At 70.8% G+C, this 18,795-nt stretch carries 17 protein-coding genes; 9 read left to right on the top strand and 8 right to left on the bottom strand.

The window, feature by feature from the left end; translation table 11 throughout:
- Positions 1-99: 99 nt before the first annotated feature.
- Positions 100-870, bottom strand: a complete 771-nt coding sequence (locus IE331_RS12045; protein ID WP_192143669.1) for an exodeoxyribonuclease III — start codon at positions 868-870, stop codon at positions 100-102.
- A 159-nt stretch (positions 871-1,029) separates the two neighbouring features.
- Here IE331_RS12045 and IE331_RS12040 point away from each other — a divergent pair, with 159 nt between their 5' ends.
- Both IE331_RS12040 and IE331_RS12035 read left to right on the top strand, forming a co-directional pair.
- On the top strand, positions 1,030-1,860 hold the full coding sequence (locus IE331_RS12040; protein ID WP_192143668.1) for a M57 family metalloprotease: 831 nt from the start codon (positions 1,030-1,032) through the stop codon (positions 1,858-1,860).
- An 83-nt stretch (positions 1,861-1,943) separates the two neighbouring features.
- Entirely contained in the window at positions 1,944-2,666 is a 723-nt protein-coding gene (locus tag IE331_RS12035; protein WP_192143667.1) for a CDP-alcohol phosphatidyltransferase family protein, read from the top strand.
- Here IE331_RS12035 and IE331_RS12030 read toward each other — a convergent pair.
- Genes IE331_RS12030 through IE331_RS12020 form a run of 3 tightly spaced genes read right to left on the bottom strand, consistent with a single transcriptional unit; the run spans position 2,600 to position 5,978 of the window.
- The gene (locus tag IE331_RS12030) at positions 2,600-3,844 is read right to left on the bottom strand and encodes a cysteine desulfurase-like protein (RefSeq protein ID WP_192143666.1); all 1,245 of its coding nucleotides are present in this window, start codon (positions 3,842-3,844) and stop codon (positions 2,600-2,602) included. The genes IE331_RS12035 and IE331_RS12030 overlap by 67 nt on opposite strands.
- Entirely contained in the window at positions 3,841-5,469 is a 1,629-nt protein-coding gene (locus IE331_RS12025; protein WP_192143665.1) for a PH domain-containing protein, read from the bottom strand. Before IE331_RS12025 ends, IE331_RS12030 begins: the two co-directional genes overlap by 4 nt.
- Positions 5,466-5,978: a PH domain-containing protein gene (locus IE331_RS12020; RefSeq protein ID WP_192143664.1), complete on the bottom strand. Its 513-nt coding sequence runs from the start codon at positions 5,976-5,978 to the stop codon at positions 5,466-5,468. The genes IE331_RS12025 and IE331_RS12020 overlap by 4 nt, the downstream gene beginning before the upstream one ends.
- An 89-nt stretch (positions 5,979-6,067) precedes the next feature.
- Between IE331_RS12020 and ychF the strand changes: the two genes are divergently transcribed.
- The 4 genes from ychF (at position 6,068) to IE331_RS12000 (ending at position 9,127) form a co-directional block, all read left to right on the top strand.
- Positions 6,068-7,144, top strand: a complete 1,077-nt coding sequence (ychF, locus tag IE331_RS12015; RefSeq protein WP_192143663.1) for a redox-regulated ATPase YchF — start codon at positions 6,068-6,070, stop codon at positions 7,142-7,144.
- A gap of 231 nt (positions 7,145-7,375) precedes the next feature.
- A complete protein-coding gene (locus IE331_RS12010) occupies positions 7,376-7,708 on the top strand; it encodes a DUF3024 domain-containing protein (protein ID WP_192143662.1) in 333 nt (110 codons plus the stop codon).
- Between the two features lie 242 nt (positions 7,709-7,950).
- Positions 7,951-8,412 carry a helix-turn-helix domain-containing protein gene (locus IE331_RS12005; protein WP_192143661.1) on the top strand — a complete coding sequence of 154 codons (462 nt, stop codon included), beginning with the start codon at positions 7,951-7,953 and terminating at the stop codon, positions 8,410-8,412.
- 19 nt (positions 8,413-8,431) lie between these two features.
- Complete coding sequence (locus IE331_RS12000) at positions 8,432-9,127, top strand: nucleotidyl transferase AbiEii/AbiGii toxin family protein (RefSeq protein WP_201931715.1); 696 nt, start codon at positions 8,432-8,434, stop codon at positions 9,125-9,127.
- Positions 9,128-9,318: 191 nt separating this feature from the next.
- Here IE331_RS12000 and IE331_RS11995 read toward each other — a convergent pair whose 3' ends face one another.
- Positions 9,319-10,383 (bottom strand): PP2C family protein-serine/threonine phosphatase, encoded by a 1,065-nt coding sequence (locus IE331_RS11995; protein ID WP_192143659.1) that lies wholly within the window; start codon positions 10,381-10,383, stop codon positions 9,319-9,321.
- Positions 10,384-10,513: 130 nt separating this feature from the next.
- On the opposite strand from IE331_RS11995, the gene IE331_RS11990 reads away from it, so the two are divergent.
- Entirely contained in the window at positions 10,514-11,026 is a 513-nt protein-coding gene (locus IE331_RS11990) for a DUF309 domain-containing protein (RefSeq protein ID WP_201931713.1), read from the top strand.
- Between the two features lie 176 nt (positions 11,027-11,202).
- Entirely contained in the window at positions 11,203-13,446 is a 2,244-nt protein-coding gene (locus IE331_RS11985) for an MMPL family transporter (protein ID WP_192143658.1), read from the top strand.
- 835 nt (positions 13,447-14,281) lie between these two features.
- Here IE331_RS11985 and IE331_RS11980 read toward each other — a convergent pair.
- Complete coding sequence (locus IE331_RS11980) at positions 14,282-16,150, bottom strand: M48 family metallopeptidase (RefSeq protein WP_192143657.1); 1,869 nt, start codon at positions 16,148-16,150, stop codon at positions 14,282-14,284.
- Positions 16,151-16,252: 102 nt separating this feature from the next.
- On the bottom strand, positions 16,253-16,834 hold the full coding sequence (locus IE331_RS11975; RefSeq protein ID WP_192143656.1) for a 1-acyl-sn-glycerol-3-phosphate acyltransferase: 582 nt from the start codon (positions 16,832-16,834) through the stop codon (positions 16,253-16,255).
- 84 nt (positions 16,835-16,918) lie between these two features.
- On the opposite strand from IE331_RS11975, the gene IE331_RS11970 reads away from it, so the two are divergent.
- Entirely contained in the window at positions 16,919-17,317 is a 399-nt protein-coding gene (locus IE331_RS11970; protein ID WP_192143655.1) for a VOC family protein, read from the top strand.
- A 36-nt stretch (positions 17,318-17,353) separates the two neighbouring features.
- Here the strand turns inward: IE331_RS11970 and IE331_RS11965 are convergent, their stop codons facing one another.
- The gene (locus IE331_RS11965) at positions 17,354-18,661 is read right to left on the bottom strand and encodes an HNH endonuclease signature motif containing protein (protein ID WP_192143654.1); all 1,308 of its coding nucleotides are present in this window, start codon (positions 18,659-18,661) and stop codon (positions 17,354-17,356) included.
- Between the last annotated feature and the right edge of the window lie 134 nt (positions 18,662-18,795).

The raw sequence follows: 18,795 nt of genomic DNA, 5'->3' as shown, positions 1-18,795 counted from the left end.
AACATGTCACACGGCCGCAATTGCGGCTCTTCGGCGCGGGGACGGGTCGGCGCGGGGGACGGGTCGGCGTGGTGCGGGAAAGGAGGCGCGCAACTCCGCTCAGGTCAGGTCGACCACGACCGGCGCGTGGTCGGAGGCACCGACACCGGCCCGTTCGTCGCGGTCGACGAACGCGTGGCTGACCCGGGCGGCGAGCGAGGGGGAGCCGAGGACGAAGTCGATCCGCATGCCGCGGTTCCGCTCGAACCGCTGCCGGTAGTAGTCCCAGTAGGTGTAGACGTCCGGCCCGGGCGTGTGCGGCCGGACGACGTCGGCGTACCCGTCCTGGAGGAACCCCGAGAACGCCGCCCGCTCCGGCGCCGTGACGTGCGTGGAGGTCTTGAACTGGGCGATGTCGAAGACGTCGTCGTCCTGCGGGGCGATGTTCCAGTCGCCGACGAGCGCGGTGTCCTCGTCGAGCCAGCCGGAGGCGGCGGCGCGCAGTCGGGCCAGCCAAGCCAGCTTGTAGGCGTAGTGCGGGTCGTCGACCTTGCGCCCGTTGGGGACGTACAGCGACCAGATCCGTACGCCGCCGCACACGGCGCCGATCGCCCGCGCCTCCGCGACGTCGTTGAAGTCCGGCATCGCGGCGAAACCGGTCTGCACCTCGGCGATCCCGACCCGGCTGAGGATCGCGACGCCGTTCCACTGGTTGTAGCCGGCCGCGGCCACCTCGTAGCCCATCGACTGCAGCCCCATCAGCGGCAGCTGGTCCTCGCGCGCCTTGGTCTCCTGCAGCGCCAGCACGTCGACGTCGTGCCGCTCGAGGAACCGCTCCACCCGGTCGATCCGGCTGCGGAGGGAGTTGACGTTCCAGGTCGCGATGCGCACGCCGCACAGGCTAGGCCACGACGGCAGGCGGGCGAAGACGAGGGAAAACCCTCTACCGGACCGGGTCGGGGCGGGGGTTGTGTGGGGCCCACCCCGGGCCCTCGACGCCCGGCACCGCGGGGGCGGAGGGCCCCCGTCATCCCCACCGAAGGAGCATTCATGAAGCGCACCCGCCTGTGCCAGGCAGCCGTCGCGACGACCGGCCTGATCGCCGCCGGCCTCGCCGCGACGACGGCCGGATCCGCCCAGGGCGCGGAGTCGGACGTCCCGACCTTCCAGGAGTACGCCGCCTCGGCGTTCCAGGACGCCGACAAGCAGTACGTCGTCAACGGGGACGAGCCGATCATGAGCAAGGGGGGCCTGCGCGACTTCTACGACCGGATGACCGGCGACAAGCACACCGGCCGCCAGGTCGAGGACGGGCTCGTGGTCAACACCGTCAGCGGCAAGGACGACAAGTGGAGCGCCTCCCAGGTCGGCAGCCTCACCTACTGCGTGAGCACGAAGTTCGGCTCCGACCAGGCCGCCGTGGTCGCCGCGATGTCCCAGGGCGCCGCACTGTGGGAGAACGCCTCCTCCGCGATCGACTTCACCCACGTCACCTCGGCCGACTCCAAGTGCACGGTCCGCAACCGGTCGGTGGTGTTCTCGGTCGAGCCGACGAACACCACCCAGTACATCGCCCGGGCGTTCTTCCCGAGCAGCCCGGACCGCAGCCGCAACATCCTGGTCAACGCCGGCTCGCTGCAGAGCTCCGGCTCCTGGACCCCCGGCAACATCATGGGTCACGAGCTCGGCCACACCCTCGGCTTCCGGCACGAGCACACCCGTCCGGAGTCCGGCACCTGCTTCGAGGACAACAACTGGCGCCCGCTGACGCCGTACGACTCGGCGTCGATCATGCACTACCCCCAGTGCAACGGGACCTCGAACGACCTGAGCTTCACCAGCTCGGACGCCGCCGGGGCGCGCAACCTCTACGGCAGCTGAGGAGCGCCCGCGCACGGACCCCCGGCATGTCGGGATGCCGGGGGTCCGTCGCGTCGGGGCGGCCGACCGGTAGCGTGCAGCCCATGAGCCCCACGCGGGCACGGGTCGCCGCCGGGCTGGTCCACGCCTACACCGCGACCGGATCGGTCCTCGCCCTGCTGATGGTGCACTACTCCTACCGGGGCGAGGTCACGACCGTCCTGTGGCTGTTCCTCGCGGCGATGGTCGTCGACGGCACCGACGGCTTCCTGGCCCGGCACTACAAGGTCAAGGCGGTCATGCCGGGGTTCGACGGCGCCCTGCTGGACAACATCGTCGACTACATGACCTACGCCCTGGCACCGATGGCACTGCTGTGGGCCAACGGCTACCTCCCCGGCGGGGTCCTCGGCGCGGTGTGCGCCGGCGTACCCCTGCTGGCGTCGTGCTATCAGTTCTGCCGGTCGGACGCGAAGACCGACGACCACTTCTTCCTGGGCTTCCCCAGCTACTGGAACATCGTGGCGTTCTACATCGTCGTCGCCGCCGTCCCGGTCGGGCTGACGGTCGCGCTGCTGATCCTGTGCACGATCGCGGTCTTCGTGCCCGTGAAGTACGTCTACCCCTCGCGTACGGCGACCCTGTGGGGCCTCAACATGACCTTCGCCTGCGTCTGGCTGGTGATGTTCGCGGTGATCACGGCGCTGATGCCGGACCCGCCGCTCGCACTGGTCGCGGTCTCGTTGGCCTACCCGGCCTACTACCTCGGGGTGAGCATCTGGCTGACGGTGGCCACGAGCAGGTCCACCTCGCCGGTGCTGGTGTAGGGCGCGATCCCGGCCCGCACCGCCCCGTCGTCGCCGAGCCCGGCGTGCCGGGAGGCCTCGATCGCGTAGAAGTGGCTGGCCGGCGCGTTCACGCCAGCCGCGGCCAGTCGCGCGCTCACCTCGCGGCCGGTCCGGCCGGCCACGGAGAACAGCACGGTGGGCGTCCGCCGGGCCGGGGCGCCGTGCAGGACGACGCCGTCGAGCGACCCGAGGCCGTCGAGGAGGCGCTGCAGCAGCGCCGCCTCGTGGCGCTCGACGGTCGCCATCGAGGTGAGCACCCGGGTGCGCCGGTCGGCCGGCTCGCCGTCGTCGCCGAGGGCCAGGCCGGCCATGAAGTCGACCGCGGCGGTGACCCCCGCGAGCAGCTCGTAGGGCAGCGTGCCGAGCTCGAACCGCTCCGGCACCGCGTCGGAGGAGGGCACCAGCTTGTCCGCGCGGAGGGTTTCCAGGAGGGCCGGGTCCGCGACGACCGCACCGAGGTGCGGCCCGAAGAACTTGTACGGCGAGCACGCGAGGAAGTCGGCTCCCAGGGCGCTGACGTCGATCGGGGAGTGCGGCGCGAGGTGCACCCCGTCGACGTACACCAGCGCGCCGACCTCGTGGGCGGCGGCCGCGATCGACGGCACGTCCGGTCGGGTGCCGAGGAGGTTGGAGGCGGCGGTGACCGCGACCAGCCGGGTGCGCTCGGTCAGCAGCGGCGCGATGTCGTCGAGCTCCGCGGTCTCCGGGTCGAACTCCAGCCAGCGGACGGTGGCGCCGGACCGCTCCGCGGCGATCAGCCACGGCCGGATGTTGGCGTCGTGGTCGAGCCGGGTGACGACGACCTCGTCGCCGGGTCCCCAGTCGCGGGACAGCGTCCGGGACAGGTCGAAGGTCAGCTGGGTCATCGAGCGGCCGAACACGACTCCGCGGGGGTCCGCGCCGAGGAGGTCCGCGACCGCCGCGCGTGCCTCGGCCACGACCCGCTCCGCCCGCAGCTCGGCCTCGGTGAGGGTGCCGCGGTTGGCGAGTCCGGCGGTCATCGTGGCCCCCACGGCGTCGGCGACCACCGCCGGGACCTGCGAGCCGCCGGGGCCGTCGAAGTGCGCGGCCCCGAGGTCGAGCGCGGGGAACGCGGCCCGGACCCGGGCGACGTCGAGGGTGGCGGCGGTCTCCGGGGTGCTCGGCGTGGTGGTCATCCCTCGAACCTAGCGTCCAGGAACTCGCCCACCAGCCCCGGCGTCGCCGCCTCCGCGAGCGCGACCGCCTCGGCCAACGGGAGGTCGACGACCTGCACCTGCTCGGGCCCGGCGGCGGTGGTCGCCACCAGCGTGGCCAGCCCCAGCCGGCGCTGGAAGAACGACTGCCGCACCACCCAGCCGATGATCCCGTCCCGCTCCAGGGCGGTCCGGACCCGGCTGACGTCACCGGAGCCGGCGACGAGGTGGTCCGGGGTGAGCGCGTGCCCGAGGTGCCGGTACGACGCCTCGCCGGTGATCACGCCCGTGGCGGCGAGCAGGAGGACGGCGACCGGCACCAGCCAGCCGGGGATGCCGAGGGCGTACGCGCCCGCCACGATCGGCAGCACCGCCACCAGCGTCGGCACCTGGGCGCGCACGTGGCACCGGCGGCGGGCCAGGTGACCGTGCTGCCTCAGGGTGGCGGCCATCGGCCGCGGGTCCTCGAGGACGGCGCCGCCGACGCCTCGGGCGACCGGGAGCGGGCACGGCGGCAGGATCGTGGTCGTGCCCCCGGAGCCGACGCCGGTGGCGAGGGTGGAGAGCTCGGCGCCGCCCACGAGCCGGAGCAGCACCGGCTCGGTGAGCTCGACGCCCCGGATCCGGGCCTCCTCGATGGTGGTGGAGCGGGTGGTGAAGAGCCCCGCCGTGAGCCGAAGGTTGGCGTCCTGCCGGACCAGCCGGAGATCCCACCAGCGCACGACGTAGCCGCCCATCGAGATCGCCAGCCAGCCGACGAGCGCGGCGGCGGCGACCCCGACCAGCACCAGCGCCAGGGCTTGCGACAGCAGCCAGGCCCACGCCGACTCGGCCCGGTCGAGCGGCAGCTCGTCGGTGAACTGCGAGAGCGCGCCGACGGCCCCGGCGACGATGACCAGCCGGGAGAGGCTGAACGGCGCGTACCGCAGCCACTTCCAGTCGATGCGGGCCAGCTCCTCGGCGGGGGCTGCGGCTACGGCCGGTGCGGGGGACCCGGGTGTCGCGTCCTGGCCCTCCGGCATCGGGCCGGCGTGCGGGTCGACGATCTGGCCCTCCTCGGCCTGCGAGGGAGCCGGCCCGGACGTCGAGGTCGCCGCTGCCCGCTGAAGCAGCGTCACCCGCAGGTGCTCGGCCCGCTCGGCCGACAGCGAGTCCAGCTCGATCCGGGTGTCGTCGACGCCGGTGCCGATCGTGACCGTGCTCAGGCCCAGGATGCGGTGCAGCAGCGAGGCCTCGAGGTCGACGCTGCGGACCCGGTCCAGCGGTGCGGTGACCCTGGTCCGGTGCAGCAGCCCGCGGCGTACCTCCAACTGGGTCTCGGTGCGCCGGAAGTACGTCGTCAGCCAGGGCAGCGCGCCCAGCGCCAGGGCGCCGACGAGCAGCGCCGGCAGCAGGCCGAGCGACCATCGCGCGTCACTGGTGCCGATGCCGATCAGGGCGATGACCGCGGGGAAGGCGAACTGGCGGATCACCCGGACCGGTCCGATCAGCAGCATCCGCCGGTCGAGCCGCTCCCAGTCGGGGTAGGGCACCGGTGTCGGGGGGACCGGCGTCGGCACCGTCGGGGGCACCGGCGGCGGGGTCGCGGGAGGTGGGTCGGGGATCACGTCGCGTCGCCCTCGTGGCTGCCGGTGATCTCGGTCAGCTCCGCGACGACGGCGCGCGCGGTCACCGAGTCCAGGCAGGCGATCGTCAGCGGTCCCGCGGCGGAGGCGGTCGTGACGGTGATCGACATCAGCCCGAACGCCCGCATGAGGGCGCCCTGCGCGGAGTCGACGGTCTGCACCCGCGAGAGCGGCGCGATCCGCTCCTCGCGGCTCAGCCAGCCGGCTCGGGTGTGGACCGCGGTGGGGGTGACCTCCCACCGGTGCACGCGGAACCGGATCCGCGGCATCAGCACCAGGTGGACGATCGTCGCCCCGACGACGAGCACCAGCAGCAGGGTGACCCACCAGGGGCGCTGCGGCAGCACGGCGTACCCGATCGCGAGCGCGAGCCAGGTGACCAGCGCGCCGATCCCGGCGGTGAGCCGCCAGTAGGACACGGCGCGCGGGGAGACCTGGTTGGCGGGCTCGCGCAGCGTCGGGGGCGGGCCATCCGTGGGCTGGGTGGTCATGGGACGAGCGTGGCACAGCCCACGAAGCGGGTGGGGGACCGGAAGCCGGATGCGGCCGAGCGCGCGCGGGAGCCGTAGACTCCCCGCCCGTGGCACTCACCATCGGCATCGTCGGGCTCCCCAACGCGGGCAAGTCGACCCTCTTCAACGCCCTGACCAAGAACGACGTCCTCGCGGCGAACTACCCGTTCGCGACGATCGAGCCGAACGTCGGCGTGGTCGGCGTCCCCGACGGCCGGCTGCCGCGGCTCGCGGAGGTGTTCGGCAGCGCGAAGGTGCTGCCCGCGACCGTCGAGTTCGTCGACATCGCCGGCATCGTCGCCGGCGCGTCGCAGGGGGAGGGGCTGGGCAACAAGTTCCTCGCCCACATCCGGGAGTCCGCGGCGATCTGCCAGGTCACCCGGGTCTTCCGGGACGAGGACGTCACCCACGTCGACGGCGAGGTCAACCCGTCCTCGGACATCTCGACGATCCAGACCGAGCTGATCCTCGCCGACCTGCAGACCGTCGAGAAGGCGATCCCCCGGTTGGAGAAGGAGGCCCGGACCCGCAAGGAGCTCGGCGCCAACCTCGCCGCCGCGAAGGAGGCGCTTGAGGCGCTCGAGGCCGGTACGCCGATCAGCGCGACCTCGATCGACCAGGCCCTGATCCGCGAGCTGTCGCTGCTGACGGCCAAGCCCTTCATCTACGTCTTCAACTGCGACGCCGACGAGCTGGCCGACGCCGACCTCAAGGCGAAGATGCAGGAGATCGTGGCGCCGGCCGAGGCGATCTTCCTCGACGCGAAGTTCGAGGCCGAGCTGGTCGAGCTCGGCGACGACGACGAGGCCCGCGAGATGCTCGCCGAGATGGGCGTCGACGAGCCCGGGCTCGACGTGCTGGCGCGGGTCGGCTTCGAGACGCTCGGCCTGCAGACGTACCTCACCGCAGGCCCCAAGGAGACCCGGGCCTGGACGATCCCGAAGGGCGCCACCGCGCCCGAGGCGGCCGGGGTCATCCATACCGACTTCCAGCGCGGCTTCATCAAGGCCGAGGTGGTCACCTTCGACGACCTGATCTCGCTTGGCTCCATGCAGAAGGCCAAGGAGGCCGGCAAGGTGCGCATGGAGGGCAAGGACTACGTCATGGCCGACGGGGATGTCGTGGAGTTCCGCTTCAACGTGTGAATCGGCGGGTTTGCGCGGGTCCGGGGGGGCAGGGCTGCCAGTCCGCACAGAGCGCAAGAATCTCAGCGACACGCAATGGGGCGCGAACACCGACTGTACTGCACCGACCAACCCGCCTCGGTGAGCTGTCGGTCGATCTATACGCGGGCACGCGCCTCCGCGGCAAGGCGGTTGGCATCATCCCCGGGCTTCATGATGCCTCTCGTAGGTTAAGCGCTATGGACTGGTGTGATGGCACTTCCAGAGACTGACCTGCGCCGCATCCGGCTATGGGCACGAGGGCGGGTACCCGAGCACCTGTGGGATGAGCTGAAGGTCGAGGCCGACGTCTCCGACCGACACGTCGACATCGTCGAGGTGCGGCCACCGTGGGACGGCGTCGGCGAGCACACCCGGTTCCCGATCGCGCGGCTGCGCTACACGATGTCGACCGGCCAATGGGCGATCTACTGGCGCGACCGCAACCTGAGGTTCCACGAGTACAAGCGCAAGCGCCCAACCAAGAACGTCCAGGCGCTCCTTGGTCACATCGAGACCAGCGGCGACCCGATCTTCTGGGGGTAGTGAGCTCGAGCCCAGGGCGTGTCTCCGGCGGCGCAGTGGGCTTCGCCATTCGGCTACACGCGTCGGTCGGAATGGGCGATGGCGACACGGTCGACGCGACCGGGACCACTGGGCTTCGTCCCGCGTGGACGAGATCATCAGCGGGCACGGCAGGCACGGCGCTGGGCGGCCCGCTTCCCCAAGGGTCGCGTGAAGCGTTTCTCATTATTGACTTAGAGAGTCGAACGACTAAAATGAGAGACATGCCAGCAACTAGCCCGTACACGAGCCCCGAGCAACAGGCCGACCTCGAACGCCTAGGCGCCCGGCTGCGCGAACGCCGAAAGTCCCTCGGTGTCACGGCCGTCGCCTGTGCCGAAGCCGCTGGCGTTTCGCGTGTCACCCTGCACAGGATCGAGGCAGGCAATCCCTCGGTCACGATCGGCGCCTACGTCAACGTTGCCGCCGCACTCGGACTTCACCTCGTCGTCCCGGTCCTCGAAGCTCCAGCAGCAGAACCGGCGACGATCACGGTCGGCGACTACCCCGGCCTGCGCACGCTGGCCTGGCAGACCGACGCCGGCACCACCATCACCGAGACAGAGGCACTCAACCTCTACGAACGCGGCTGGCGACACCTCAACCAGGAAGCCCTCACCGATCACGAGAAGGCGTTCATCCAGCACCTCGCGGACACCTACAGCAACGGGAGGCTCCTTGTTTAGGCGGCTGCACCATCAACAGGTGGCCGAGGCGCTGTCGATGCTCGACGCACCGCTCCTGGCAGAGCACAACTGCTGGTTCGGAGGCGGGACCGCGATCGTCCTTGCCAACGGTGAGTTCCGCGAATCGGTCGACATCGACTTCCTGGTCTCCGACCCGCAGTCCTACCGCGCGCTGCGCCAGATGGTCAGGGACCACGGGCTCGACGCTCTGGCTACACGCGAACTGGACCTGGGTCGAACACCCTCTGTTGACGGTTACGGGATCAAGTCCTCGGTGCTCGTTGCGGGGGTTGCGATCAAGTTCGAGATCATCCAAGAAGGCCGCATCGACCTCGACACTCCCGCCCCGGGCGATGAGATCTGCGGCGTACGGATCTTGACGCGAACCGACCAGGTCGCAACCAAGCTGCTCGCCAACGACGACCGCTGGGCGGACACGTCGACGTTCAGCCGCGACCTCATCGACCTGGCCATGATGAAACCCGACACCGCCGCCCTGCAGGCCGGCGCTGGCAAGGCAGTCGATGCCTATGGCAACACGGTTGGCGAGAGCCTCAACAACGCAGTCTCCTACCTAAGAGATCGCCCGCAACGTCTCGACGAATACATCCACGCACTCAGGATCGACGCGCCCCGAGCGGCTGTATGGCAGAGCATCCGCGACCTGTCCGCAAGGTCCGCGAAGATCGAAGGTCTAGGTCGGGGCTCGGACTAGCCTGACCGTCCAGCGGTCCGCAAATAGTCCGCAAGAAGTCACGCGGAGCCCGTTTCTGACCAACGGCGGCCAACGGCTCGCGAACAGCGTCGGCCGGCTCGCTCAACGGTGCCGGCAACGTGGCCGAGTCACGACCCCGGAACACGAACATCATCAGTGTCGGTGGCCGGTGGCCGGTGGCCGGTGTTCGCTCAGGCGCGGCTGAGGATCAGGACTGCGCGGTCGTCGTCGCCGCGCTTGACGCGTTCGATGATGCGACGGGCCGCGCCCGGGAAACCGGCAGCAATGGCTTCGCGGGCGGTGAGGCGCAGCCAGTCGATGCCGTCCTCGATGTCGGCGCCGCGCGACTCCACGACGCCGTCTGTGTGGAACAGCAGGGCGCCGCCTGCCTCGATCACGCCGTGGCTTGCGTTCAGCTCCGGGTGTGGCAGGACCCCTAGCGCGAGGCCGCGGGAGTTGTCCACGGCCCATGCCTCGGCCGCCGGGGACCAGCTGAGCGCGGGTGGGTGACCGGCGCTGAGGATCGTGTAGCTCCCGTGGGACAGGTCAAGGCTGAGGTGCACTGCGGTGGCGAACGTCTCCTCGGAGTCTTGGCGGAGGAGGAACTCGTTGGCGGCGTCCATGAGCCGCTCTCCACGCAGCGTGCCCACGAGCCCCCCGAGCGCACCGGCGAAGAGCAGCGCGCTGGGGGCGGCAGCCACGCCCTTGCCCATCACGTCGACGAGCACGATCTCGAGTCGCTGCCCTTCCTCGGTGAGCTCGGCGACCATGAAGTCCCCGGCGTACCCCACGTCGTCCGCTCCGACCATCGCACTCTGCGCATGCCACTGCTCGGGCAGCGTCGGGATGGCGCCCTGGGCCGTGAGCCGGTCGCGTAGGTCGGCCAGGAGTGCTGAGCTCAGCGGCCCGGGCAGGCCGCTGCGTTGTCGACTGGAGACGAACAAGACGATGCCGACGCCCACCAGGAAGACCATGACCGCGCTGACCCGGCTCGCGGTGATCGGGACCTGCGCCATCGTGGCGACGAGGCCGAACCCGACGATGACTGCCGTGAGCACCAGCAGTCGACCGAAGCGCAGCAGCACCATCCCCAGCAGCAGCCACAGGAAGTAGTGGGCGAGTGGGAAGAGGTCGTAGCGAGCCATCGAGACGAAGAACGAGCCCATCGTGCAGACGATCAGGACCAGCAGCACTCGGCTCTGCGATCGGTTGGTGCCGGAACGCCACGCGTCGCTGAGGTGGCGGGCGGAAGGCATGGCCGAACGCTAGACGGGCGGGGCCCTGCGCGTGGCTGTTCCAGCCATCCCCGCCAGGGGTCAGTCCGTCGGGGGCGTGGGCGTGGTCGCTCGCTTGTCTTCGCGGCGCCTTCGCGGCAGTGTGCGGGAGGTGCCTGAGTCAGTGGAGGAACCCGCCCCGTCAGCAGCCCCGCTGCCTTCCGCCCAGGCGGCGCCAGCCGCGGGTGGCGCGGAGTCCGGCGCCGCGGCGCGGGACCGTGACGACGACGGTCGCGCCCGCCAGGCCCGGCCACGCGACGCACTTGGCCGGCCGCTGCCCTACGGCGCCCAAGGTGTCGAACCGGTCTCCGAGGACCCGCTGCCCCCGCGGGAGACCGTCGAGACCGCCCTCGGCCTGCTGGCAGCGGGGCGGCCGTTCTCCGCCCACGAGGTCTTCGAGGCGCGGTGGAAGGACGGGCCCGACGAGGAGCGCGACCTGTGGCAGGGGCTCGCGCAGCTCTGTGTGGCGATCACGCACGCGTTGCGCGGGAACACCGTGGGCGCGCACACCCTTCTCGAGCGTGGGACGCAGCGGCTCCAGCAGTACGCCGCCACGGACGGGCCGACGTACGGGGTGGTGCTGCAGCGGTTCGTGGAGGAGGCCCGGGAGCGCATCACGCAGTGAAGAGCACCCGGGCTTTCGCGTCGCAGAACTCACCCTCCCCGGCAGTCAGGTGGTTGCGCCGGCCGCGGCGTGGTGCCGGAGTTCGGTCGCCGATCCACTGACTGACCGTTGACAGTCGTTGGCGAAGAGACTAGAGAGTTGTTGAAACCAGTTGGGGGGAACTGGAGGAGCGGGTCATGCAGCTCTCGGCCACCCAACGGATGGCGATGGCGTGTGCGCGGCGCCCGTGGCGCACCGCCGGCGCCTGGGCCGTCGTGGTGCTCGCCGCCTTGGCCGCCGTCACGTTGCTCCTCGGGTCCGCGCTGACCCCCGAGGGCCGCATCACCAGCGAGCCGGACTCGATCAAGGGGCTGAACCTGCTCGACGAGAGGTTCCCGGAGCGCGACGCGGCCAGCGACTTCGTCGTCGTGGTGGCCGACAGCGGCAACGTGGCCGACCCGCAGACCCGAGAGGTCGTGGCCAGCCTGCGCGACGAGATCGCGGCCGCCGAAGCCGTCCGCACGGTCGGTGACCCCTATGCGGCGGACGCCGTGGGGCTCGTGTCACCGCAGGGCGACGCCGTCCTGATCCCGCTCGTGATCGACAGCAGCGACGAGGCCGAGGCAGCAGCCACGGACCCGCTGGCGGGCATCGCTGTGGTGATCGACGCGGTCGAGGCCACCGACGAACGACCCGAGGTCTCGGCGTACATCACGGGGAACTGGACGGTGAACAACGACTTCATCGAGGTCTCGCAGCGGGACCTCGAGAGAGGCGAGCTCCAGTTCGGGCTGCCGGCGGCGCTGATCGTGCTGCTGCTCGTCTTCGGTGCCGTGGTCGCTGCCTCGGTGCCCCTCCTGACCGCCCTGGTCTCGATCGTGGTCGCGCTCGGCCTGGCCTCGTTGATCGGACAGGCGTTCGAGCTCTCCTTCTTCATCGTCAACATGGTGGTCGCGATGGGGCTGGCCCTCGGCATCGACTACAGCCTGTTCGTCGTCTCCCGCTACCGGGAGGAGCGGTACGCGGGGCTCACCAAGCACGAGGCGATCGCCGTGTCGGGCGCCACCGCCAGCAAGGCCGTGCTGTTCTCGGGCTCGGCGTTCGTGGTGGCGCTGCTCGGCATGCTCCTCGTCCCCGACACGGTGCTCCGCAGTCTCGCGACCGGGGCCGTGCTCGTCGGCGTGGTGACCGTGGCGAGCGCGTTGACCTTGCTGCCTGCGTTGGTGTCCCTCCTCGGCGACCACATCGAACGGCTTCGCATCCCCTTGCTGCCCCGCCAGCACGGCGGGGAGAGCCGCTTCTGGACCCGCGCCGTCCGGATCGTCACCAGGCGCCCCGCCTGGACCGCCGGTGCCACCATCGCGGCGCTGGTGGCGCTCACGCTGCCGGTGCTCGGCTTGCAGACAGGATCGGCCGGCCTCACGTCCCTCCCCGGCGACATGGCTGCGCGCCAGGGCTTCGCCGCGCTCGAGACCTACTTTCCCGCCGGAGCGCGCAGCAACCCGGCCGTGGTGGTGGTCGACGCGGACGCCTCGAGCCCAGCGGTGCGCAGCGCGGCGCAGTCTCTGGGAGACGAGGTGGACGGCGACAGCTCCTTCGGGGCGTCGACCGTGTCGACGGCGCCCTCGGGAGACCTCACGCTCGTGGAGATCGCCCTCACCGGTGATGGTTCCGGGTCCGAGGCGAGCGCCGCGATCGTGCGTCTGCGTGAGGACTATGTGCCGACCGCGTTCGACGGCGTCGACGCCGCGGTCTACGTCACCGGGGCGACGGCCTTCGACCTCGACTACACGACCCTGATCGACCGTTGGCTGCCGATCGTGATCGCCTTCGTGCTGACCCTGAGCTTCCTGCTGCTGCTGATCATCTTCCGATCCGTGGTGCTGCCGCTCAAGGCCGTTGCTCTCAACCTGCTCTCCGTGGGAGCCGCCTACGGACTGATGGTGCTGGTGTTCCAGGAAGGCATCGGCGCCGACCTCCTCGGACTCCAGCAGATCGACCGGGTCGAGCCCTGGGTTCCCGTGTTCCTCTTCTCGGTGCTGTTCGCCCTGTCCATGGACTACCACATGTTCCTGCTCACCCGGATCCGCGAGCGCTATCTCGCCACCGGCGACACGGTCGACGCCGTTGCCCATGGGGTGGGCGCCACGGGCCGGATCATCACCGGAGCCGCCCTGATCATCGTCGTGGTCTTCCTCGGCTTCGCCACCGGAGACCTGGTCGGCTTCCAGCAGATGGGCTTCGGTGTGGGCGTCGCTCTCCTGATCGATGCGACCGTGATCCGCACCGTGCTGGTGCCCTCCTCCATGGTTCTGCTCGGGTCCTGGAACTGGTACCTGCCGGGGTGGCTCGAGTGGCTGCCCGAGCTGCACATCGAGGGTGGTGCCGAGGGCGAGGCTGAGCACGACCTCGTCGGATCACAGGTCGCGGACCGCTCCTGACCACTCCCCGTACGTCGCCGCGACAGGCTCTACGTTCTGCAGGTTCGCAGGCCCGAGAACCTGCAGAACGTAGAGCCTGACCCGTTCCGGAGGAGTCTCGCCACCGGCACCCTCAGGAGTTCGAGGGTGTCCTCTCGCTCGTCCCGATTACGGATCGACTTCCGGGCCGGTCAGACATGACTCGGGGGTCGGTGTGCTGTCGGTCTCACGGGCGCCAACGTGCGTCCGACCGGGCCGTAGGGATTGCTGCCCGGTGAGGGGTAGGGACAACTACCGCGAGACGTACTCCACGAGTACCGATGGTCGGGGAGGCGAGGAGATCTCGTACCTCCCCCTCGTCATAGGCGTCTACGGCGGACGCCGTCCCGTTTCGGCGGTCCTGGAGCTGGAGGACGGGTCCCACTAGCGGGCGAGGATCCGTGTCGGTCGCCGCTGCCCCGACACGGCCTGACGATCACGGCCACGACTTCACCCACGATGACCCGACAACCGCCGAAACTCCGCCTGATCGTCCAGCCTGCATTGTGCAGTAGCCCTCCCACGCCGGCCCTCAGCTGCTCGACGAGGATGTCGCCGTGGCCCGCGTGCCGGGTGAGCTCGGCATCACGGGCCCGTGGATGAAACGCAGGGCTCACCCGACCCGTAATGCCACGGGAACAGCTCGTTGAGATCGTGTGCTGCGGCCACCTCGCGCGAGTTCTCGCACGCAGCGAGGAATCCTCGGCGCACCGACTCGACGGTGTCCACAGGCTCGAGCGCGAAGCCCTCATCGACGGTGTCCGGCAGTCCGAACTCTGCGGATGTCGTGAGCCCCGAGAGCGGCGGCGGTGTTGCATCAGCCGATCGTGAGCCTCGGTCCAAGGTGCTGTGCGAGGCTCCCGGTGAGATCGCCAGCGAGGGCGTGCGGCTTCACCCGGGTACGTCGTCGGTCGCCGGCCAGCGTCAACCAGAGCCGCGTGCCCTTCATGGTTGCCGCACCCACGTCGTCCCAGCTGAACACCTCAGTGCGCCGGTCTTCGAGCAGTTGGGCGAGCGGAATCGCGGCGACGAAGTTCAGGACGCTGAGAAACGGGTCTCGCCCCCCACTGCCCAGCGCGCCGGCGGAGAGCGACTCCCGGATGCCCAAGCGCTTGAGGATCAGGGCGTTCTCGGCTACGACGAGCACGCGCATCCTCCATCGGATGGTGAGGATGGCGACGGACTGGATCATCGGCTCCCGGAGTGCGTCTGCCGCCGCGTGCGCGGCGTCGACGGCGGCGGGGTCGACGGCGAAGGTGTAGGGGACGCCCTCGTCCGCCAGCACCGCCAGCAGGTCGGCGGCCGAAGCCGAGTCCGTCACCGACTCCACCAAGGCACGTACGTCGACCGGGTGCCCATCCGGGCCCACGAGCGACCGGGTCGTCTCCCAGCTCGGTGCGAAGCGCGCGCCACAGTGTTCGACCAGTGCGGCCTGGATCGTGCTGGTCACGAGGTGGCGGGCCGCCCTCGTCGTCTCCTCGGCCGACGCCTCGGGCCCGGTCATGGGTTGGACCAACTGTCGGCTCCTGCGCCGGCCGAGTGCCGTGACGGCCTCGGCCATGGTCGCGGCCCCCATGCCGGGCTCACCCGACGCCCGTACGAGCAGGGCTGCGTCCGCACGGGCTCGGGCCGCGCCAGCGGTCTCGGCGATCCACTCCCAGGATCGGGCTGTGAGCTCGGAGTCCTCGAAAACCTCGTCCTCGAGCCTCGTCAACAGTTCGTCCGGGGCGGCGACCATTCCCAGAGCCGGAGTGCCGTCGTCGGGACGGCCGTCCTCGGGAAGCGACTCGAAGTACGCGATCCGCTGCGTGATGCTGGGGTGGCTGTCGTAGGGACCCGGCTCCGACTCGGGCGGCGAGGCACGGACCTCGTCGAGTTCGGTCTGTCTCTGCGGGTTTGCCAGCAGCGCACCGAATCCGGCGAAGAGCTCCTCGGGGCGTGAGCCGGGGACCGGGAAGGCGTAGTCCTCGAGGAAGAAGCCCCAAGCCGCGCCCAGGGCCGGGATCGACCGCATGGCGCTGCTCGCGGCCTCGCGTCCCGCCACCCGGTGGCTGAACTCGTCAGCCTCGAGCTCCTGACGACGGTTCACCCTGGACGAGACCCGCGCGTAGAGTCGGCCGTAGGCGCCGAAGAGCCGACCGGTCAGGGTGCTGGGCCCCAGCCTCTGCTCGATCTGGTGAAGCGTCACCAGTCCCCGGTAGGTGACCGTCGACAACGCGGTGTGGCGATGGCCGTAGTGCCCGAGCTCGTGGGCGAGCACGGACCGCAGCTGCTGCATCGTCAGGCCGACGAGCAGGGGTGCGCCGATGAACATCACGCGCCGGCCACCCACCAGCCCTAGGAATCTGGCCCGTTCCGAGACGGCTGCGTTGACGTCCTGGACGAGTCTGATCTCGTCCGGGACACGGGTGCCCACCACTGCGGCGATCTCGTCGACCTCGCCCCACAGCCCGGGCTGCTGGCCCCGGGTCAGGAGCACGCCGCCTGCTGCGGCCGGCGGCGTCTTGAGGCCGACCCACATGGCCCTGATGATGGGGATCCCGAGGAGCGCGAGTAGCAGCAACCCCTTGCTGATCACAGCTGTCGAGTAGCCGTTCCGTAGGCCTGCGACGAGGAGATAGGCGAGCGTTCCGACGACCGCGAGGGCCATGACGTACACGCCGACGAGAAGGACCAGGGCTAGCACCGCCCGCGCCGCGTATCGCACCGTTCCTCAACCCCCGAGTGATCGACGCCGTCATGCTAGGTGAGTCCGGCGGTCGCTCGCGGGAGAATCGGGACAACCCGCCTAGGAGCGATCCTCCTCGCGCAGCCGCGGCGGCGTGAACCCCTCGGGCCGCAGGCCGGTCTTGTCGGCGTAGAACGCACGGATCAGGTCCATGTCGGTGCGGACGTCCCCGCTCGGGGTGAACGTCGGCCCCCAGCCGACCGTCCGCGACGGACCGTCGAGGAAGGCCAACGTGATCGGCAGGCCGCTTTGCTGGGCCATCCGGTAGAAGCCGGACTTCCAGTACTCGCCCCTGCTGCGGGTGCCCTCGGCGGCCAGGCCCACCACGAACGGCTCGTCCCGCTCGGCGTCGGCCAGAAGGTCGCGGATGGTGCCGCCCGGGTTGGCCCGGTCCAGCGCGACCGCGCCGGTCGCTCGGAGCAGTGGAGCCAGGGGGCCGACGAAGAACTCCTTCTTCACCAGGAGCCTGATCTGGATGCTGTAGTCCCAGGCCAGCAGCATCGTCAGGACCCAGTCCCAGTTGGAGGTGTGCGGCGCGCCGACCAGCACCGCGCGCTGGGGGACCTCCCCGACGGTCTTCCAGCGGGCCAGCCGCAGCGCGAGGCGGGCGAAGCTGCGGCGGAGCAGGAAGTGTCGGGTCATGGCGTGACCGTACCGCCAGGACAACCAGGGCGGGCTGCCCTACCGTGGTGGCCTCAGGCCGGGAGTCGAGGAGCGGAGCCGACCATGTCGGGTGACGAAGGGATCGGGCCGGCCACGCCGCTGCTCATCGTCTCCGATGTCGACCGCTCCCTGAGCCACTACGTGGAGCGGCTGGGCTTCACCTGCGTGGTGCGCTCCCCGGCGGCCGACGCGTTCTTCGCGATCGTCGAGCGCGACGCCGCGCGGATCATGCTCAAGTCCGTCGGTCCGGAGGTCTCGCCGCTGCCCAACCCGCAGCGGCATGCCTGGGCGCGGTGGGACGTGTTCATCCACGCCCCCGACCCGGCCTCGCTGGCAGCGGAGCTCGCCGATCGTGGGGTCGATCTCCACCAACCGCTCGGTGTGGACGACGACGACCTCCTGGGTCTCGCCACGATGGATCCCGACGGGTATGTCTGCTTCTTCGGCCGGCCGAACACCTAGCCTTCGGCGCTGTCAGGCGGGGCCGGGGCGCGACCCTCACTCGCGCCTGGGTCGCCCACGGATCCATCGGGGCGGGTGCCCCGCCTTCGGTGGCGGCCGGAACTCCGGCCGACCGTCCGCGGCCCTGATCCGCACCTCCCACGGCGTGTGGTGGAGCGTCCGGTGGTGATGGCCACACAGCAGCACCAGGTTGCGGAGGCTGGTCGCGCCGCCCTGGGACCAGTGGACGATGTGGTGGGCGTGGCCCATGACCGGCGGTCGGGTGCAGCCCGGGAAGGCGCAGTGCCGGTCGCGGCAGACGAGCGCCCGCCACAGTGCGGGAGTGACCAGCCGCTGGCGGCGTCCCACGTCGAGGACCTCGCTGCGGGTGCCGAGCACGATCGGGATCAGGTCGGCGTCGCAGGCCAGACGGCGCACGGTCGCCGGCGTGAGCTCCAGGCCGTCGTCGGTCACCGGCAGCCGGTCGCGCAGCCGGCCGGTGAGGGTGTCGAGGTCGGTGGTGACGGCCAGCCTCGGTCGGGCGCCGTGCGAGTCCGGCGGAAGATCGGTGGCCAAGGCGTGTCGGCTGATCTCCACGAGCGCGTCCCACAGCCGGGCGCCGTGGTCGCGCGGGTCGCCCTGCTCGGCGCAGGTCTCGGCGGCCGTCGTCGGAGCCGGCTTGGTCAGGGGGAGGAGAGCGGCCTTGATGGTGGCGGCGTCCTCGACGGTGCCGCGGCCACGCACCCGCACCCCTCCGGCACCGTCCACGGCGATCGACAGGAACCGGCCGTGGTGGGCGGCCCGGTCCTCGCGCTCCAGCTCCTGCTCGGCACGCCGCCCCGCGCGATCCGGGTCGACGACGTCGGCCAGGTGCCGGGCGGCCTTGGCCAGCTCGGTCGCGTCGAGCCGGCCCGCCTCGGCAAGGAGGAACGCCTCGCCCCTGGCCCGCAGAGCCGGGTCGAGCGGGAGCCGCTCGACCGCGTCGACGATGACCCGGGCCGCGTCGGGGGAGACGGTGCCGGCGGTCAGCGCGGCGTGGGTGGCGGTGCGCTCGGTGGTCAGCACCCTGGCCTGGCGGACGGTGCGGCACCCCTCGGCGCGGTGCGTGCCGGCGGTGTGGGTGAACCAGTCGGCGGTCGAGCCCCAGGCCAGGGTGTGCTTGGCGGTGCCGCGGGCCTCGATCTCGGCCAGCACCGAGGACTCGATCGCGGTCAGGTGCGAGCGCAGCGCCTCGAGCTCCTCCACGGTGCCGATGAGGTCGGTGTCGCTGCGCGCGGCCCACAGCGACTCGTCCAGGCCGCCGAGCACGGCGTTGGCGCGGCTCACCACCTCGGTGGTGGTGCCGGTGCCGGTCTGGTGCTCCATGCACCGACTCAACCAGAGGCCACCGACAGCCGCGGCGCTCTGACCTGCGTGGATCTCACATTGCGAGACGACAATCGAAGAAAGATTCGACAATCGAGCGGAGAGGCGACGACCCGACCGGAGCCACCCCACGA

The sequence above is a fragment of the Nocardioides donggukensis genome, assembly GCF_014842875.1.
Taxonomy (GTDB): Bacteria; Actinomycetota; Actinomycetes; order Propionibacteriales; family Nocardioidaceae; genus Nocardioides; species Nocardioides donggukensis.
This window is presented reverse-complemented; position numbering and strand designations above follow the sequence as displayed.

What these genes read in the sequence shown, in the direction of transcription:
- IE331_RS12040 (WP_192143668.1), top strand. Translation starts at nt 1,030, where the DNA reads ATGAAGCGCACCCGCCTGTGCCAGGCAGCCGTCGCGACGACCGGCCTG.
- IE331_RS12035 (WP_192143667.1), top strand. Translation starts at nt 1,944, where the DNA reads ATGAGCCCCACGCGGGCACGGGTCGCCGCCGGGCTGGTCCACGCCTAC.
- IE331_RS12030 (WP_192143666.1), bottom strand. Translation starts at nt 3,844, where the DNA reads ATGACCACCACGCCGAGCACCCCGGAGACCGCCGCCACCCTCGACGTC.
- IE331_RS12020 (WP_192143664.1), bottom strand. Translation starts at nt 5,978, where the DNA reads ATGACCACCCAGCCCACGGATGGCCCGCCCCCGACGCTGCGCGAGCCC.
- IE331_RS12010 (WP_192143662.1), top strand. Translation starts at nt 7,376, where the DNA reads ATGGCACTTCCAGAGACTGACCTGCGCCGCATCCGGCTATGGGCACGA.
- IE331_RS12005 (WP_192143661.1), top strand. Translation starts at nt 7,951, where the DNA reads ATGCCAGCAACTAGCCCGTACACGAGCCCCGAGCAACAGGCCGACCTC.
- IE331_RS11995 (WP_192143659.1), bottom strand. Translation starts at nt 10,383, where the DNA reads ATGCCTTCCGCCCGCCACCTCAGCGACGCGTGGCGTTCCGGCACCAAC.
- IE331_RS11985 (WP_192143658.1), top strand. Translation starts at nt 11,203, where the DNA reads ATGCAGCTCTCGGCCACCCAACGGATGGCGATGGCGTGTGCGCGGCGC.
- IE331_RS11975 (WP_192143656.1), bottom strand. Translation starts at nt 16,834, where the DNA reads ATGACCCGACACTTCCTGCTCCGCCGCAGCTTCGCCCGCCTCGCGCTG.
- IE331_RS11970 (WP_192143655.1), top strand. Translation starts at nt 16,919, where the DNA reads ATGTCGGGTGACGAAGGGATCGGGCCGGCCACGCCGCTGCTCATCGTC.
- IE331_RS11965 (WP_192143654.1), bottom strand. Translation starts at nt 18,661, where the DNA reads ATGGAGCACCAGACCGGCACCGGCACCACCACCGAGGTGGTGAGCCGC.